This window comes from Polyangium sp. 6x1, from assembly GCF_029946515.1.
GTDB lineage: Bacteria > Myxococcota_A > Polyangia > Polyangiales > Polyangiaceae > Polyangium.
On the sequence record NZ_JARZHH010000001.1, the window covers coordinates 536,392 to 553,437 of the forward strand.

The 17,046-nt window shown below is 68.1% G+C and carries 16 protein-coding genes; 3 read left to right on the top strand and 13 right to left on the bottom strand.

Annotation, left to right across the window (positions count from 1 at the left end; all coding sequences use genetic code 11):
- Positions 1 to 89: 89 nt before the first annotated feature.
- On the top strand, positions 90 to 1,664 hold the full coding sequence (locus tag QHF85_RS02110) for a DUF2330 domain-containing protein (protein WP_281325320.1): 1,575 nt from the start codon (positions 90 to 92) through the stop codon (positions 1,662 to 1,664).
- Between the two features lie 9 nt (positions 1,665 to 1,673).
- Here QHF85_RS02110 and QHF85_RS02115 read toward each other — a convergent pair whose 3' ends face one another.
- From QHF85_RS02115 to QHF85_RS02140, 6 genes are all read right to left on the bottom strand, one after another.
- Positions 1,674 to 2,057 (bottom strand): response regulator, encoded by a 384-nt coding sequence (locus QHF85_RS02115; RefSeq protein WP_281325321.1) that lies wholly within the window; start codon positions 2,055 to 2,057, stop codon positions 1,674 to 1,676.
- 233 nt (positions 2,058 to 2,290) lie between these two features.
- Positions 2,291 to 3,292 (bottom strand): methyltransferase, encoded by a 1,002-nt coding sequence (locus tag QHF85_RS02120; RefSeq protein ID WP_281325322.1) that lies wholly within the window; start codon positions 3,290 to 3,292, stop codon positions 2,291 to 2,293.
- A 174-nt stretch (positions 3,293 to 3,466) separates the two neighbouring features.
- Positions 3,467 to 4,312, bottom strand: coding sequence for a carbohydrate ABC transporter permease (locus QHF85_RS02125; RefSeq protein ID WP_281325323.1), 846 nt, complete (start codon positions 4,310 to 4,312; stop codon positions 3,467 to 3,469).
- On the bottom strand, positions 4,309 to 5,184 hold the full coding sequence (locus QHF85_RS02130) for a sugar ABC transporter permease (protein ID WP_348652712.1): 876 nt from the start codon (positions 5,182 to 5,184) through the stop codon (positions 4,309 to 4,311). The genes QHF85_RS02125 and QHF85_RS02130 overlap by 4 nt, the downstream gene beginning before the upstream one ends.
- Before the next feature lie 59 nt (positions 5,185 to 5,243).
- A complete protein-coding gene (locus QHF85_RS02135) occupies positions 5,244 to 6,596 on the bottom strand; it encodes an ABC transporter substrate-binding protein (RefSeq protein WP_281325325.1) in 1,353 nt (450 codons plus the stop codon).
- Positions 6,597 to 6,659: 63 nt separating this feature from the next.
- On the bottom strand, positions 6,660 to 7,676 hold the full coding sequence (locus tag QHF85_RS02140) for a diacylglycerol kinase family protein (RefSeq protein WP_281325326.1): 1,017 nt from the start codon (positions 7,674 to 7,676) through the stop codon (positions 6,660 to 6,662).
- Positions 7,677 to 7,764: 88 nt separating this feature from the next.
- Here QHF85_RS02140 and QHF85_RS02145 point away from each other — a divergent pair, with 88 nt between their 5' ends.
- Both QHF85_RS02145 and QHF85_RS02150 read left to right on the top strand, forming a co-directional pair.
- Entirely contained in the window at positions 7,765 to 8,784 is a 1,020-nt protein-coding gene (locus tag QHF85_RS02145) for a radical SAM protein (protein ID WP_281325327.1), read from the top strand.
- A complete protein-coding gene (locus QHF85_RS02150) occupies positions 8,781 to 9,524 on the top strand; it encodes a hypothetical protein (protein WP_281325328.1) in 744 nt (247 codons plus the stop codon). The genes QHF85_RS02145 and QHF85_RS02150 overlap by 4 nt, the downstream gene beginning before the upstream one ends.
- On the opposite strand, the gene QHF85_RS02155 is transcribed toward QHF85_RS02150, so the two are convergent.
- Genes QHF85_RS02155 through QHF85_RS02185 form a run of 7 tightly spaced genes read right to left on the bottom strand, consistent with a single transcriptional unit; the run spans position 9,521 to position 17,028 of the window.
- Complete coding sequence (locus tag QHF85_RS02155) at positions 9,521 to 10,405, bottom strand: hypothetical protein (RefSeq protein WP_281325329.1); 885 nt, start codon at positions 10,403 to 10,405, stop codon at positions 9,521 to 9,523. The genes QHF85_RS02150 and QHF85_RS02155 overlap by 4 nt on opposite strands.
- Positions 10,406 to 10,413: 8 nt before the next feature.
- On the bottom strand, positions 10,414 to 12,471 hold the full coding sequence (locus QHF85_RS02160) for a TonB-dependent receptor plug domain-containing protein (protein ID WP_281325330.1): 2,058 nt from the start codon (positions 12,469 to 12,471) through the stop codon (positions 10,414 to 10,416).
- Entirely contained in the window at positions 12,468 to 13,355 is an 888-nt protein-coding gene (locus QHF85_RS02165; RefSeq protein ID WP_281325331.1) for a hypothetical protein, read from the bottom strand. The genes QHF85_RS02160 and QHF85_RS02165 overlap by 4 nt, the downstream gene beginning before the upstream one ends.
- Positions 13,352 to 14,680 (bottom strand): hypothetical protein, encoded by a 1,329-nt coding sequence (locus QHF85_RS02170; protein ID WP_281325332.1) that lies wholly within the window; start codon positions 14,678 to 14,680, stop codon positions 13,352 to 13,354. Before QHF85_RS02170 ends, QHF85_RS02165 begins: the two co-directional genes overlap by 4 nt.
- Positions 14,655 to 14,945, bottom strand: a complete 291-nt coding sequence (locus QHF85_RS02175; protein ID WP_281325333.1) for a hypothetical protein — start codon at positions 14,943 to 14,945, stop codon at positions 14,655 to 14,657. The genes QHF85_RS02170 and QHF85_RS02175 overlap by 26 nt, the downstream gene beginning before the upstream one ends.
- Positions 14,942 to 16,141, bottom strand: a complete 1,200-nt coding sequence (locus QHF85_RS02180) for a hypothetical protein (RefSeq protein WP_281325334.1) — start codon at positions 16,139 to 16,141, stop codon at positions 14,942 to 14,944. Before QHF85_RS02180 ends, QHF85_RS02175 begins: the two co-directional genes overlap by 4 nt.
- Positions 16,138 to 17,028 (bottom strand): helix-turn-helix transcriptional regulator, encoded by an 891-nt coding sequence (locus QHF85_RS02185; RefSeq protein ID WP_281325335.1) that lies wholly within the window; start codon positions 17,026 to 17,028, stop codon positions 16,138 to 16,140. Before QHF85_RS02185 ends, QHF85_RS02180 begins: the two co-directional genes overlap by 4 nt.
- Positions 17,029 to 17,046: the final 18 nt, after the last annotated feature.

Below are 17,046 nucleotides of genomic sequence, written 5' to 3' on the forward strand. Positions count from 1 at the left end.
CGCTTTGCGAATGCAAGATCGCGGCGAGGTGGACATCGCGACGCGATTCCGGTAGCTCTGAAACGACACGACCTCCGGGAGGAAAAACCATGCGCGCCGCCCTGCCCTGCGCTCTCCTTGCGCTCGCCGCCCTCGCCTCGCCGGCTCCCGCAGATGCCTTCTGTGGCTTCTACGTGAGCGGGGCCGATTCGAAGCTGTACAATAACGCCACCCTGGTCGTCCTCATGCGCGACGGCACCCGCACGGTGCTCTCGATGCAAAACAACTACCAGGGCCCGCCCGAGGATTTCGCGATGGTCGTCCCGGTGCCGGTCGTCCTCGCCAAGGAGAACGTGAAGACCCTGCCCGCCGAGGTCTTCGGCCGCGTCGATCGGCTCGCGGCGCCGCGGCTCGTCGAATACTGGGAGCAGGATCCTTGTTACATGCCGAGCCGCGACCTGGAGTCCACGGTCGAATATGCGCTCAAGCCCACGGAAGACGTGGGGGGCGCGGAAGAAGAGGCGGAGCGCCACGGCGTGAAGATCGAGGCGCGCTTCAGCGTCGGCGAATACAACGTCCTCATCCTGAGCGCCCAGGACTCGCTCGGGCTCGATACGTTCCTGCGCGGCCAGAAGTACAAGATCCCCGCGGGCGCGGAGCCCTACCTGCGCCCGTACGTGACCGCCGGAAGCAAGTTCTTCGTGGCCAAGGTCGACGCGAAGAAGATCCGCTTCGAGAATGGCATGGCGCAACTCTCGCCGCTCCGGTTCCATTACGACAGCGAGACCTTCAACCTGCCCGTGCGCCTCGGCCTCATCAACTCGGCCGGCACGCAGGACCTCATCGTCCACGTCCTCGCCCGCTCGCGCTACGAGGTCGCGAATTACGAGAACTACGCCATTCCCACGAACATCCGGGTCAAGGAGCCTGTCAAGCAGAGCTTCGGCTCGTTTTACGCGACGCTCTTCGACAAGGTCCTCGAAAAGCACCCGCGGTCCGTGGTCACGGAGTACGCCTGGGACGCGGGCTCCTGCGATCCCTGCCCCGAGCCGCCGCTCGACGTCGCCGACCTCGCGACCCTCGGCGCCGACGTCCTGCCCGCGTACGAGGGCCAGAGCGAAGTGCCGCCCGAGGTCGCGAACGCCTTCACGTTGACGCGCCTCCACGTCCGGTACGACAAGAGCGCCCTCGGCGAAGATCTGGTTTTTCGCGCCGCACCGCCGATCCGCGGCGGCAATGGCGTCCCCGATCCGGAGGGCAAGATGGAGCCGGGCGCGATGTCGAGCGGCAACAACAGCTTCCAGGGCCGTTACGTCATCCTCCACCCGTGGGAAGGGCCCATCGAATGCAAGGAGCCTCGGCGCGGAATCTGGGGTGGACCGATCAAACAGATCGCGGGCAACGGCGCGACGCAGGTCGCCACCAATACCGCGTTTGCCCCGCGCGGCGTCGAGCTCGCGACGCTCCTCGATTCCTCGGAGGGCGTCCTCGATTCCGAGGGAGCAAAGCTGCCGAGCGGCCCGGTCACGGAAGCGCCTTTGCCGACGTTGCCCCCGAAGGGCGGCTGCGCGAGCTGCACGACGTCGAGCTCGCGCGATGGCCTCGAAGCGATCTTCGGGGCCGTCGCGGCTGCGGTGGCCATGGTGCTGCGCGCCTCCACGCGCTCGAAGCGCGGCGCGGGCTGATCACGACACCTACACGAAGGAGCGCCTCTGGAGCGCTGCGCGCAGCTCGGCGACGAAGGCCTCGTCGGTGACGTCTTTCGGCACCGCCCCGTGGGCGCCCAGGGCTCGCGCCATCCGGGCGAGCACGTTCGCCTCCATGTTGCTGCAAAGCAGGACGCGGACCTCGCCGAGCCCGATCGAATCGCGGATCATGCGGATCACGCTCGAACCGTCGAGCTTCGGCATGTTCACGTCGAGCAGCACGAGGTCGCAGCGCATGTCGCGTATCGCCTGGAGGAAACCCAGGGGTCCGCGGTGAAATCGCGCCTCGAATCCCATCTCCGCGAGCCTCTGCACGGCGCTCTCCCCGAACCTCGCGTCGTCGTCGATGACGAGGACCCGCGTACGTCTCATGAGGCCGCTGCTGCCCCTTCCCGAGCGCGGGGCGCCCTCCTCCTCGGCCCGGCTGCCGTGCGACGGGAGGACGCTCGCAAAACCAATTGGAGTGAAGCTACGTGAAAGGCGTTTCGTATCATTCATGAGATCCGGAGCGCTCGGGCTCCGTGACCCCGGTTGTATCCCGCCCCCTACGGGTCGGCCATGAGACCAAGGTCCCATGGCCGGTGCGTCGACGCACAAGCGCGCGATCAGGCCACGACGCCCTCCAGGATGGCGATGGAGTTCGCGGTCGGGATCACGCGGGCGATTTTCAGCCCGGCGGCATGGAAAAGGGCCGTGAACTCGACCTCGGTGCGTTCGCGGCCGGGCATGACGGTCAGCATGCAGAGATCGAGCGCCTTGCTCGGGTGCTCCGTGTTCCCCGGAGGCACGAGCGCGTCGACGACGAGCACGCGCCCTCCGGCGGCCATCGCGCGCCGGCAATGCTTCAAAATGTTCACGCACGTCTCGTCTGCCCAATCGTGCATGATTCGCTTCAGCACGTAGACGTCCGCGCCGCCCGGCACGGAGGTGAAAAAGTCGCCAGCCACGCGATCGATGCGCTCGTCGAGCCCCGCCGCCGCGATACGCCCCGGCTGCCCGACGACCTCGGATCGATCGTAAAGCACGCCGCGCACCGACGGATATTTTCGAAGCACCTCGACGAGCAACCCGCCGAGGCCCCCGCCCACGTCCACGACGCGTGAGGCAGCGCCGAAATCGTAGGCCTCGGCGATTGCCCGGTTGTCCGCGTCCGAGACGCCGGCCATCGCCTTGTCGAAGACCTCGCCGATCGACGGATGGTTGCTCATGTATTCGAAAAACCCGACACCGTGACGAGCATCGAACGCGCACTCGCCTGTCTTCACGGTATGCGGGATATGGAGCGCGGCCTCCATCGTCGGCAGGAGCGTCCCGAGCTGCACTGCGCCTTGCAGGGAGAAAGGCACATCGGTGCGAAGGAGATCGGCCGCCGGCGTGAGGTGGAATCGCCCCTCGGCGTCCTCGGCGAAAACGCCCTTCGACGCGAGCACGCGGAGGACGCGGTAAAGCGACGAGGAATGGGCGTTCGCCTCGGCCGCGAGCTCCTCCGCCGTCTTCGGGCCCGACACGAGCCGGTCGGCGATTCGGAGCTGCATGACGGCGTTGAGAGCGCCGGCATAAAAGCATCCCCACGTGAGATCCATGATGATTCCAGCATGCGATTGCATGGATTCCATGGCATTCAGCGTATCAAGCCGGTCGGACCCGAGCAAGGAACGCAGGCCGGCAACGGACCCCTCACGCGGCACCGGATACCGTGCGGACGTTGGTCGTGTATCGATACCCTGGCGATCGCGAGCGTGTTCGGTTCCCACGTTTCCGCGCGGAGCGGATGAGCCCGCTCACCCCTTCACGGCCCCCGCCATGAGCCCCGCGAGGATGCGCCTCTGGAAGACGAGCGCGAGCAGGACGAGCGGCGTCGTCACCAGCACGGAAGCGGCCATCATCTGCCCCCAGGGCACCTCGAATGCCGAGCTCGTCGTCGCGGAAAACGAGAGGATCGCATAGGTCACGGTCCGTTTGTCCGGGGTCTGCATGAACGAGAGCGCGAACAGGAGCTCGTTCCATGCGGCGATGAAGGAGAGCAATCCGGTCGTGACCATCCCGGGGGCCGCGAGCGGCAGCATGATTTTCGTGAAGAGCTCGAGCGGAGATGCGCCGTCCATGTACGCCGCCTCTTCGATCTCGACGGGCACGGCTTCGAGGAATCCGGTGAGCACCCAGATGGTGAACGGCAACGTGAAGACGAGGTACGTCAGCGTGAGGGCCGGCAGCCGGTTGTAGAGGCCGAGCGCATTGACGAGCTGGAACAGCGCGCCGAGGACGGCGATCTGAGGAAACAGGGTCATCGAGAGGACCACGTAGAGCACGAGGCTCCGGCCGCGGAATCGGAACCGGCCGAGCGCGAACGCCGCGAGCGCGCCTATGGCGAGGGAGACGAGCGTCACGGAGCTCGCCACGAGGACGCTGTTCAGCGCCGCGTGGAGGAAATCGTCGTTCGCGAGGACCTGACGATAATGTTCGAGCGTGGGATGCTCGGGCCAGAAGCGCGCGGGCGTCGAGAACAGCTCGGCGTTCGTCTTGAACGAGGACAAGAGCGCCCAGCCGAACGGGAAGACGAGATACACGACGAGGCAAAACACGGCGATCCCGAGAGCCGCTCGCCGCGCCAGGGCCCGGGCGTTCACGCCTCCCTCCGCTGGAAAAGCGCCACGTAGATCACGATGAAGACGGCGATCACCAGGAAAATCGCGGTCGAGACCGCCGATCCGTATCCCACGTCGGAGATGCTGACGAGGATCTCGTGGGCATACGTGGCCAGCGTCTGCATGTCGGGCCGGCTCCCGAACATCACGTAAAAGACGTCGAAGACACGCAATGCGTCGAGTGTCCGGAATACGAGCGCGACGAGGAGGGCGGGCCGGAGGAGTGGCAGGGTGATGCGCGTGAAAGCTTGCAGGGGCGTCGCGCCGTCCACGCGCGCGGCCTCGTAAAGCTCGCGCGGGATGAGCTGCAGGCCGGCGAGCAGGAGCAATGCGACGAAGGGCGTCGTCTTCCAGACGTCAACGAGCACGGCCGCGAGGAGCGAGGTCCTCGGGTCCGCGACGAAGGCGATCGGCTCGGAGACGAGGCCCAGCCGATTCACGAGGACGTCGTTGAAGACGCCATACACGTCGTTGTACATCCATTTCCACATCTGCGTGGACACGGCCGTAGGGATGGCCCAGGGGACGAGCATCGCTGCGCGCACGGCACCGCGTCCCTTGAAGCGCGTATCGAGGAGGAGCGCGATGCCGAGGCCGAGGCCGAGCTCCAGCATCACGGTGATCACGGCGAAGAGCACGGTGAGGAGCAATGCGTCGAGGAAAAACCCATCGTGGGCGAGCTCGACATAATTCGACAAACCCACGAACCGCGCAGGCTCCTCGCTGCCGAGGCGGGTGTTCGTGAGGCTCAGATACAGGGTATCGCAGAGCGGGTAGAGCGCCACGAACGCCGTCACGATGAGCGCAGGCGAAAGGAACACCCACGCGACCCTGGCGCGCCTCCTCGCGCGGATCCCCGCGACCTCCTCCTGCTTCTCCGCCTCGCCCGTCGTCATGCTCATCCCGTGTTCCCTCACCGCAGCGAACGCCGGATTCGCCGAGCAATCTGCTCCAGCGCTTTCTCGGGGTTCGTCCCGTAAAGCGCCTTGCTCACGCCCTGGTAAAACGCAATCGAGACCTCGTTGTACCGCGCGCCCGCCTGGTTCGACGGCCTCGCGACCAGCGTCGCGCCCCGCACGCGTTCGAGGAATGGCAGCACCCGCGCGACGTCCGGATCGCTCTGCACCGCGGGGATCGTGGGAATGTATCCGCCGACGAGCGCCCGGAAGCGCTGCACCTCGGGCGAGCAGAGATACCCGACGAGGGCGATCGCCGCGTCGGGAAACCGCGAATACTTCGAGACGCCGAGGGTCCAGCCGCCCAGGGTCGCGCTGCTCTCGTATCCGGGCTCGTGCGGGAGCGGCGCGACGTCGAAGCGCCCTTCGATACGCGAGCCCTTCGCGTTGCCGGCCGCGAATGCGTACGGCCAGTTGCGCATGAAGGCCGCGTTTCCGCCCTGGAACACGTTGCGCGCGTCCTCCTCCTCGTATCCCGTCACGCCGATCGGCGAGATCGTCCCGACGAACCTGTGGAAACGAGCGAGGGCCTGCGCGGCCCGGGGGTTCTCGACCGTGGGTTCACGGTCCTTCAGGATCGCGCCGCCGCCATACGAGTGGATCCATTCGAGCGCATTACAAGTGAGCCCCTCGTACGCCTTGCCCTGCCAGACGAAACCCGTGAACGAGCGGCTCTGCGCGCGCTCGCCTCCTTGGATCGTCCGCGCCATCTCTTCGAGCTCGTCCCACGTCGCGGGGGGCGCGCCGTATCCGTATTTCGGGAGCAGATCACTTCGATAATAAAGCATGCCGAAATCGGTGAAGTAGGGCATGGCCACGAGCCGCCCGTGCACGGTGTCGTTCTCGATCGCGGCTTCGAGGTGCGTCGCCGCAAGGCCCCCGAGCGCCGCGCCGAGGTCGAGCAAATGCGGGGCGAAGATGCCGGGCCACACGACGTCGAGCGAGAGGACGTCCACGTCGGCGGAGCGCGCCTGAAAGAGGCGCAGGTAACTCGCATATGTCTCGGTCGCGTCGCGCGGCCGCGGGACGACATCCACGAGGGCGCCCGTGTCCCGCGCGAACCGCCGCGCGAGCGCGCGGTCGATGGCGGCGCCGATGCCGACCGACTCCGCGTAATACAGGAGCCGCGCGCCCGCATGCCGCCCGGCGCCGCGCACGGGCGGCGGCGGCATGCGGACCTCGGGCAGTTCCTCGGCCGCGTCCTCCGCGGACGGCGCGCGGCGACAGCCGGAGATCAGCGCGGAAAACGGCAGGGCCGCCGCGGCCGCGAGGAACGCACGTCGGGTCTGCTCGCCTCCTCCCTTGGACACGACGACATCGTTCCCCGATCGGGCAGCGGCGTCAAACGTTTTGTCCTCAAACGGATCGACGGATCATTCGTCCGGAACGATCAACCGCAAGGCGCGGGCGATGACCTCGATCGAAGCGCGCTCGGCGCGCGGGAACTCTTCGCCGTCGAGCTGGCAGGGCGGAGGCGCGCCGCCTTCGGGGACGTGGAAATGGACATCGATCCGCGAAGCCCTCCGCGTCCCCGGAGGCGCAGCCGGCGCGACGAGCCCGGCGCGCGCGAGCGGTCCGACGGAGAGGCCGAACGTGGCGCGCCGGAGCCAATCGCGCCGCGTGGGAAAGGCAAACACCTCGAAAAGGCCGTCGTCATGGCGCGACGTCGGATCCACCACCCACCCGCCCGCATAGACGCGCGTCCCTCGAATCAAAAGCTCCGTGAGGCGCGCCTCGTAGCGGGCTCCATCGGCGACGACGTCGGCAACGAAATCGACGTCCGTGCTCCGCGACGAGGCGAGCGTGCGGACCAGAGCACCCGCATACACGAGTTCGTCGCGATAAAGCGCCAAGGGTCTCCCCAGCCGCCGAACGCGATCGCGGTCCACGTTGCGCGCGGCAATCACCGCGGCGCCGATGCCAAATCCCACCGAATCGAAGAACGTCGCGCGCGCGATCGTCCTGCCCGCGCCGTCCATCGCATGGAGCTTCCCCGCGTCGAGCCGCGTCTCCCGCCCGACCGCGAGGACGCGCACGTTCCGCGCGAGCGCGCCCTGCCCGGCGCGCAACCCAAAGCTCCTTCCATGGTTGTTCGCGGTCCCCGCGGGCAGCATTCCGAGCGCCACCGAGTCCCGGCGCGGGCTTTCGAGCAGCCCTTCGGCGACCTCGCGAAACGTGCCATCACCGCCCATGGCAATGACGCATCGACAAGGCTCCTCCGCGAGCGCATCCCGCACCGCCTGCACGGTTCGTCCGCCGGGTTCGGTCGGCAAGAGGCGGGCGGGGAGCCCGGCCCCGCGCAGCAGGCGCAATGCAACGTCGATGCGCGCCGCATTGCGCCCGCTCTGGGCCATCGGATTCGCGACGAGGATGTGCGTGGGCGCCGTCATGCGGGGCGGAGCTTACCCGAAGCGAGCGCGCGTATCACGGGTCCGGGTCCCCTTCCCCTCGCGCCTGCGTTCGGATAGCCTATCGGACGTGCCCCCGCGCCCCGAAGACGAGATACCGCTGCCGAGCGCGCTCGCGCCGATGCGGCGTTTCGCGCTCGACGGCGCGCTCCTTTGCTTCGATCGACGTACGGGGCTCACGGCCGTATGCGAGGGGCCCGAGACGGCGCATCTCCGCATGCGCGCGCCGCGCGTCGTGCAGTTCTCGATCACGAACGCTTGCAATCTCTCCTGCACGTTCTGCTCGCGCGACGTCGCGGCGCGGAGCGCCTGGACCGCGGACGAGGCGTTCGTCCTCCTGCGCGACCTCGATCGAGCAGGCGTGCTGGAGGTCGCGTTCGGGGGCGGCGAGCCGCTCGTGTTCAAGGGATTCGCGGCGCTCGTGCGGCGGCTCGACCTGGAGACGCGGCTCTCCGTCAGTTTGACGACCAACGGTACGCGCCTCGACGACGCGACGATCGCGGCGCTCGCGCCCCACGTGGGGCAAATTCGACTCTCGGTCTACGACGACGTCGACCACCAATCCATCCTTCTGCGGCTCGCCCGGAGCGGCGTGCGTTTCGGCGTGAACTGGCTCGTGACGCCCGCGCGCCTTCCGGGGCTCGCGGCGTTCGTCCTCGACCTCGTGGAATTGGGTTGTCGGGACATCCTGCTCCTCTCCTACAATGGCCCGGATCACGCCTTGCACCTCGATCCCGCCGAGGCGTCGGAGCTCGCCCGCGTCGCGCGCGTGCTCGGGCGCGGGCTCGCGGGGCGCGCGACGCTCAAGCTCGACGTGTGCTGGGGCGAGCGCATGGCGGCCGTGCCGCGCCTCTTCGGCGGGCGCCCCTGCCCCGCGGGCCGCGAATTCGTCGTGGTCACGAGTGAAAAACAGGTGAGCCCTTGCAGCTTCCATCACCTGCGTTTCCCCGCGGAGACCGCTGAGGACGTGCTCCGCGTCTGGGAGACCCAGGCGGCCGCGCTCGCCGCGCCGGCGCACGATCCTGGTTGCGCGCGGACGCCGGGGTATGGCCTCGACGGCGCCCCGCGGCGATTACCGATGACAGGGTGACTTCGATGCGCATCTACCTCTTCCAGGCATTCGCCAGCAACAACAGCGGCAGCTACACCCTGGTGGGTACGTTCAAGGACGAGGCCACGGCCGAGGAGGTCGCGCGCTTGCTCGCCGAGGTGAGCGCGGCGCATTCCGCGTGGCTCGAGCGTACCGGCGGGGTCGACGACGGCCCTTCCCCCCTCGACGAAATGGTGAAGCGCGAGGGCTTGCGGGGGGACCGCCAAGGTCGCAACGATGATTGGCCCTATTACGATGACGCCCCCCAGGTCGTTGCCGCAGGTCTGCAGGTGCTCTTTCACAGCACGCACACGCTGACGATGCCGGCCGCCCTTGGAGAGCTTTTTTATGCGCGAGGGGGACGCGTCCAGATGGAGCTCGACCACGCGCACGAAGAGCTCGCGGTCGAGTTCACGTTCTGGCTCCGGTACGACGATCCGGGCCGGAACGAGAAACTCGATGCGCTCGAGGCGCGGCTTTCGCAGGAGCTAGCCACCTGGACGAAGCGCGATGATGGTGACGACCGCCCGCAGATCGAGCCTGCATGGCACCGCGGGGAGTGGGGAATTCGGCACCTGTCCGTGGTGTTTCGCGATCTGATCGACGGCGTGCAGGGCGTCCGGCGTATCGCGCGGGACATGGGCGTGGAGGTCCGGCTCAACGTATCGGAGTGCCCGAGCGGCGTGCCGGATCCTTTCGCTCTGCTCCGTAACAAGGCTCCCGAGGAATCGCCCCGCTAACGTACGTCGAGGAGATACTCAGCGAAATCGGTCCCGCCTCGCCCGTCGCGGAGCACGAGCCACATGAACACCCGCGAAGGCGCCTCGGGCGCGCTCCATACGTTCGCGGTGGTCGTCTCCATGTCCTCCGCCGCCCGCCCCGTCACGTCGCTCTCGAACATCCCCGCGGTCGCATACCAGGAGACCCGCAACGCCTCGCGATGCTCCACGATCGCTTGCTTTTTCGGGTCGAAAGCAGGATAGACCTCGGCGTCTTCCGCGCCCCAGCCGACCTCGAACCGCACGTCTGCGCCCGCGGGCAAAGCGTCGAGCGGCGCGGGCGCGCCGTTCACGAACGCGCGCAGCGGGAGGAGCTTCGGATTTCGATTGGGCACGTGCCTCCGTGCGAGCTCCACTGCGACGTCGAGAGGCGCATTCGGCAAGTTGCACGTGATCCGCTCCAGCACGAACGCGGTGCGCTCCATGGCTTGCACCCGGACTGGCTGGTAAAACCCGCCCGTCGCATCCGGATCCCTCGGGCGAAAACCACCGGGCGGCGTCTCGGGGCCGAAGAGGGAACACGCATCGGTCGGCGTCGCCGCCGTCACGCTCACGGAAGCGCCTACGATCGGCCGCACGGCCTCTCCGAGGCACGCGGCGCTCACCGATGCGTTTTCGGTGAGCGGCTTCGGCGCGGCGCAAAAGGCCCATTGCACGGAGGCGCCCTGGAGATCGCCGTCCGGCGTCACCACGAGCGCCTCGTACACGACGGGCGCGCCTGGGATGGATTCGGGCGGCTCGCTGCGCACCGCGAGGATTCGCGGGCCCGAAACGAGCGACTCCCGCTCCGACTCGGCAGGGAGGCACCCCGCGACGACGAGGAACATCGTTGCCCACGACAAGCGCCCCCTCACAGCTCGACCCTCGCCCCGAAAATGGCCAGCGCCGGCAATCCCGAGATGAAACTCTTGCGGCTGAAATCGTAGTTGTACATAATCTCCTCGGGGTTGTCCTGGTTCGTCACGTTGGTGATGTCGAGGGAGAGGACGACCGAGGCGCGGCGCACAGCGATCGCCTTCTGCACGCGGAGGTCGAGGGCCTGGAAGCTCGGGAGGCGTGTTCCGTTTTGCGCGCCGAAGATCGGCTGGAAGCGGCCGGTCGTCACGTCGTCGAACGAGCCCACGACGGGCGTGCGCGGCGCGCCGGTGGCGTGACGGAATCGAAGACCGAAGTGCCATCCGCGCCATTCGTAGCCCGCCGTCGCCGTGAGCACGTGCGTCTGATCGTGATCGAAGAGCCGAGAGGACGCGTCCCCCGCGGAACGTCGCTCGCTGCGGCTCGCCGTGTAGGCGATCCAGCCGTAGAGCCCATTGCGGAGCTGCCTGCGCGCGAGGACCTGCACGCCGAGGCTCTCGCCCTCGCCGTCCTGCGTGAGGGCGGCGGCGAGCTTCGGGGTGGGGAGGCGGCTGCGGACCACGAGATCGCCCTGGGCCACGAAAAAGCCGGTCACCTCGACGTCGAGGCCCGCGGGCCATCGCACGGACGCGCCGGCGCTCGCATGCGCCGCGCGGGAGAGCGTGAGGTTTGGCGTACCAAACACGGGGCCGAGATCCTCGGCCGACGGCGGCTGGTGGTAGAGACCGCCGCTCGCGGAGATGGTCACGTGTTCCACGGGGGAGATGCTTACCGAGAGCCGAGGATCCAGCCCCGGCAAGAGCCGCGACGAGCCGATGCCGGGGGTTTGTCCGATGCGCGGCGTGCTCCGGGATCCCTCCACGAGAAAAAGGTCGGCGCGCAGCCCCGGCGCGACGAGAAAGGGCCCGAGCCGCACTTCGGCAACGAGGAAAGGGCCGACGTCGACGATGTTCGTATTCCAATCATCGGCATTGACGTCGCTCCCGGGCGGCTGACCAAAGACGTAGAGGTCCCCTTCCCTCGGGGGCAACGTGAGCGACCCTTGGCGGAGCAGGCTCGCGCGAGACGCGAGGGCGTCCACGCCGGCCGTCACGACGACGGCGGGCGAAATCGGGGCTCGATACGAGGCACGCAGCCCATACCGCCACGTGAGCGTGTCCCGCGCCTCTGGCGCCCCGCCGAACGAGGCGTCCCGCCGATCACGATCCCGCCCGAAAAATGGCACGATGACGACATTCGCGCCGTCCGGAAGAGCGCGCGTGTAACGTAAATAGAAACGATGAAAGGAGGTCTCGGTCGATTCGGTGCGGGTGTTCGCCGGATCGGACGACGGCTGCGTGCGCGTGAGCGTGTCCCCCGCGCCGAGGAGCACGGCCGAGATTTCCTCGTCCTCCCGGAGCGCGAGGGAGGCCTTGAGCTGATAATCCTGATACCGCGGGATCGGCACGACGTCGAGGACGCTCGGCGGAGCCACGGCGGAGACGAGCCGATCGAAATGGCTCGCGCGCGCCGCGGCCGCGACGCGCACCCGATCGCCCACGGCAACGCTCACCATGCCCGCGGCATCGAGGAAATCCGCGCCGATCGATCCGTGACTGCCCTCCGCCGGGAGCTCGCGCGTGGTCACGCGGACGAGGCCGCCGAGGGCGCGACCATACTCGGCGCCGTATGCGCCGGGCGCGAGATCGATCGTCTGCACGAGGCCCGAGGGAAGCACGCCGCGGAGGCCATTTCCGTGATAGAGCGCCGGAACCTCGACGCCGTCCACGGTGACGCGGCTGTCACCCGGCGCGGCGCCCCAGAGGACGAGCCCTCCTCCGAAAAACCCGCCCCGCGCGACGCCCGGCAAGCTCTCCACGATTCGAAGCGCATCGTCCCGGGTCCCCGCCACGCGCCGGGCCTCGTCGGCGCGAACGGTCGCGCGCCCCGGATCCCGCTTGCGTGGCGCCGCGCGGACAGTCACCTCGGCGGGTCGTGCTTCGTCGGAATGCGCCACCGCGACAAACGAGCCCACGGCCAGCACCGCGGCCATGCACGCCGCGCCGCGCCTCACGGAACGTCGAACTCCACGGCGAGGACGCCAGCTCCCCTGTCGTGCGGCATGGCCTCGTCCGTGGGCCCGCTCTGCCCCGAGGATCGCGCAAGGGAGACGCCGCTCCGGAGCACGTCCACCGACCAGTTCGCATATCCCTCGCCGCAGAGGGAGAACGTGTCGACACGAACGATGTAATGGCCAGGCGGAGGCTCATCCTTCCAAACGACGTTCTCCATGCGCCTGCCGTCGATGACGCATCCCGCATTCGAGTCGAAATCGAGGATGGCGCCGGATTGCCACGCCGTGGGATCCACCGGCTGCCCGGGCGGCGGCAGCTCGTACGAGTTGATGTTGCGCTTGTAGATCTCGACCCCGCGCGGATCGACGACGTGCAGGTCGAGGTCGGCCTCGCGATCCCAGCGAAGCGAGACGACGAGGTTTTCCGCGGGCGCAGGGATGGCTGTGGCTTCGAGCGGATGACGGCTCGCGACGCCGACGTGGTCATCCGTGTCGACGGCGCGTACGAGGAGCTCGTACGCCCCCGCGCGCATGTCGGGCGAAAACGAGAGAGAGACGTCGAACGTGGGAAAGGCTGGCGATTGCACGTCCGGCAGGCCCGCGGGGACGATCCAGTACCCCGTATCCCCGGCGAGGCCGAGCGCGACCGACGTTGCTTTCGGCTCGAGGGATCCCCTGAGTGGTTTGTCGATCTGCCCGACCCGTACGCCATTCGTACCGAGGTCCACGGCGACGACGCCGGGGCCGCCATTCTCTTCTGGCATCGGCCCCTCCACGTACGCCCCGGGCGCGACACGCATGTCCGCAAAGAGCCCGGGATCGGAGGGGACGCCGTCGCAACCGGTGAGCGCCGGAAAAAGGAGCACGAGCGCCGAGCGCCTCAAAACGACACCTCCCCGCGGATCGCGAACGAGTCGTCCCCGAGCGTGGTCGGGAGCCCTCCCGCGGTGCGGCCGAGCGCGTTGTTCCGATGATCGTATTCGAGCACGACGCGCAAGGCGGGATGGGGGCTCTCCCGGGCAAACGTCCACGTCGGCGGCGTGTACCGGAGCGCAGCGGCGATCGAGATCGTGGAATACGTGCTGTCGCGGGGCACGAGGTCCTTGCCGCGTTGCTCGCTCGCGTCCTGGTCGGGGTTGTACCGATCGTACCGCACGCCGATCATCGCATACCGCCCGAGCTCCTGCGTGATCCCGACGTGAAAGCCGAGCTCGCGGAGATCTCGGCCCGCGCCGATGGGATCGGCGGGTTCGACACCACGATCGAGGTTTTGCGCGCGCACGATTTCACCGAAGAGGCATGCCTCGCCGACCACCGGGAGCTTCGCCGTGATCCGCAGATCGGCGCCAAGCGCGAAGCGGTCGAAGTTCTCGGAAGGCGTGGCCGCGGTCCCCGGGATCACCCGGATCTCGGTCCCCTCCACGAGGCCATTTTCATTCTCGTCACGCCACACGAGCACGTCCTTCGTGCTCGGCGTGCCCCGATGCAAGCCCGTGCCGGAGAGCGCGGAAAAACCGCCCTGCACGCGCAGCTTCGCGAGCGGCCTCGTATCGACGCCGATGCGGCCGAGGACGTCCTTGCCTCCGTTCGGATCACGTGCCGGGAAAAACACCTGCCCGATGGGCTCGCCGTTCATGAGGGCCACGGCATAACGAAAGATACGATAACCACCGGAGAGGCGCGCCCCGAGGTCGTAGTTGCCAGGAAACAACGCGCGGCTCGTCGTGGAGCGTTCGAGGAAGAGGCGGCTTCGCTCGCGCTCCGGTCCTTCGACGCCAAACGGAATCTTGAAGAGGCCGAGCGTGGCCATGACGTAGGGCGGCGCCTCGGGGTTCGCGCCTTGCCAGCGCGCCGAGATCTCGGCCTCGATGAGGCGCGCGACAGGCCCCTCCACGGTGTTCGCGTCGAGCTCGAGCGCACCGCTCACGATGTGCGCGCTCGCCTCGGCGCGAAGGCGCGCCCGCGTGATCGTGAATCGATCCTCGTTGAGTGGCGCGCCGGTCGCGGGGTTGATTTCATCCTGCGACGATTGCCGGTACGCCACGGCGTCGGCCTGCACGTATCCCGAGAGGCGGAGGCGCACGGGGGGCTCGGACGGCTTCGGCTTGGTCTCGGCCCGCGCGGTCGCGGTCACGCTCGCGACGAGCAAGCTCGCGAGCGCGACGAACCACCGCGATGTGCCCTCAAGGGAGCGGCGGCAACGAGCCATCGTCATTCAGGAGCGGCAGGTTCACGACCTTGTCCACCTTCTCTGCGTCGGTGCAGGCGTTGATGATCTCCACGTGGGTCGTGGGCGTGGTAAAACATTCGGGCTCGCCCCCGCCAGCTCCGCCGGCTCCGCCCACACCGCCGCCCCCACCCGCGCCGCTGCTCGACGAGCTGCCCGCGGGGTTTGCCGGCGGATTCTCCTCGCCGCAAGCGGCCGCGAGCAGGACGACGACGAAAAGCAGCTTGATCCCATGTCGCGTGTTCATTTCGCCTCGCAGAAGCCGTGCCGGCACTTGCCCGCGCCACACTCGCCATCCCCTCCACACGCCTTGCACGTCGCGCTGGGTTGTCCCACGCGGCTCTCGAAGAAACATCCGCACGGCTCGGACGGGCTGTAGAGCGAGAGGTCGCCTCCCTCGAAGGATCGCGTGACCGTCATCGCGCAATCGGGGACGAGGCCTTTCGAGATCACGACGTCGAGCGGATCGAACTCCGGCGCGGGTGCGACGGTCTTCGAGAGGATCATGTCGACGAGGTACCGAACGCGGGCGTTTGTCACGGTCCCCTGTGCGTCGACTGGAGCGAGATAGACGGTGGGCGACCAGATCGTGTAATGGCCGTCCCGCACGTTGCGTTTGTCGAAGGACGTCGCCGTGGAGTCGGGGTAATAGGCGTGCTTCTGCTTGAACGCCTGGAACGCGAGCGCTTCGACCTTGTCCCGGTTGCCGTCGTAGATCTCGGCGCCGAGGATACCGATCGTCTTCTCGGGGCTCGGCGAGGTGGCGACGCCGTTCAGGACCTCGGACGATTTGTCGAGCATCACCCCTTTCCATTTCGCGCCCGGCACGCCGATGGCCGCGGCCATCGTGAGCAGCGTGCTCTTTGTCGTCGTGCGGATGAAATAAAGCGACTCGTCCGTCCAGGGCTCGACCTTCCCTTGCGCGCCGAAGCCGAAGACGAAATACGCCTCCTCCGCCGTGATCGCGCGCTGCGAGCTCGCCTCCGGGACGATGAAGACATAGGGCTGCACGGGCCCCTGAAAGAGGCCGATCCCGGAAGGCGGCGGCGAGGGATCACAGGAGCTCACGAAGAGCGCCGAGATGGCGAGATCGAGGGGGACACCATTCGGGTCGATCGTGCACTGGGGCGCGGGCTTGCTCGGATCCCACGTCGGATCCTCGGTAACCGACGGGATGTAGAGCGGGTTCGTGGTGAGCTTCGTGCCCTTGTACATCGCGTCGATGTTCGTGCACGAGCCGCTCGTCTTGTAGATGAGCGTCATCGGGCTCGCCTGCGAGGCGCGGAGCTTCTGGCCGAGCGCCTTGAGGAGCGGCTCCTGCGTGTCCCCGCTCTGAATGTAGACAGGGTTTGGCAGAGCGCTGCAATCCAGGGCGAGGGCCGGTCGCGGCGAGAGGAACGCCGCGAGCGCCCCCAGAAGCATGGTTTGTCGGATCAGTTTCAAGGGATGCTCCTTCCAAACTGCAAATGCCCGGCGCTCGTCGCGTCGTAGCCCGCGTGGCGCGCGAGCCGAGCCCGATATTTCCCGCTCTGGACGAGCTCGCAGAGTGCGAGGACGCGGGAATCGCCGAGGTGCGCGGCGCGAAAGACGAGGCCATACGCCTCCGCCACGACCGGCGTGAACCCGAGCCCCGCGTGCGCGGCCCACGCGCGCGACGCGAGCGCGACCTCGGCGTCCCCACGCGCGACGGCCATGACCGCGTCCCTGTGGGATCGATATTCCTCGGCGTGCGCATAGGCGCGCTCGGGCTCGATCCCTTCGCGGGACAAGGCCTCGTCGATATGGTGGCGAATGCCCGCGGTCCGCGGCCGCGACGCGAGCCTGCGCCCCGCGATGCTGGAGAGCCTGCGCAGCCGCAGGCCTTTTCGATGCGCGAGCCCGAGCTCACGCACGGCGAGGTGGAGCCACGCGAGCTTCTCGCCGCCGAGCGAAGCGGGAACATGATCCCCGTGGCAACCCGCGCCGAGCACGGCGCCACGCTCCAGCCGGACGAGGCCGGTGGCGTGATCGGCGAGGACGAAGCCCACGAGCGGGGCGGATCGATCGCGCCCCTCGTCGAATAAAACCTCGATCGCGAGGTCTCCGTTCGCCGCGAGCAAGGGCGGGAGCGAGGCCTCGGGCGCCGCCTCCGCCGGCTCCACGGCCGAATCGCCCCGGCTCCACGCGAGCACCTCGGCCTCGTCGTAACGCCACTCGTCGCCGACGCGGCGCGCGGGGAGCCCCCGCTTGAGGAGCCGGTAGACGTGCTTCGGATGAACACGGAGCAGCGCCGCGACCTCGTGGGTCGTGAGCAAGGCCGGGGGCCGCCGGGGAGGTGTGTCGTTACCCAAGGTGGTCGGATGTTACCT

Bases quoted from the DNA above. Each gene is read 5' to 3' on its own strand.
- QHF85_RS02175 (WP_281325333.1), bottom strand. From the start codon at position 14,945: ATGAACACGCGACATGGGATCAAGCTGCTTTTCGTCGTCGTCCTGCTC.
- QHF85_RS02170 (WP_281325332.1), bottom strand. From the start codon at position 14,680: ATGGCTCGTTGCCGCCGCTCCCTTGAGGGCACATCGCGGTGGTTCGTC.
- QHF85_RS02120 (WP_281325322.1), bottom strand. From the start codon at position 3,292: ATGCAATCGCATGCTGGAATCATCATGGATCTCACGTGGGGATGCTTT.
- QHF85_RS02110 (WP_281325320.1), top strand. From the start codon at position 90: ATGCGCGCCGCCCTGCCCTGCGCTCTCCTTGCGCTCGCCGCCCTCGCC.
- QHF85_RS02140 (WP_281325326.1), bottom strand. From the start codon at position 7,676: ATGACGGCGCCCACGCACATCCTCGTCGCGAATCCGATGGCCCAGAGC.
- QHF85_RS02115 (WP_281325321.1), bottom strand. From the start codon at position 2,057: ATGAGACGTACGCGGGTCCTCGTCATCGACGACGACGCGAGGTTCGGG.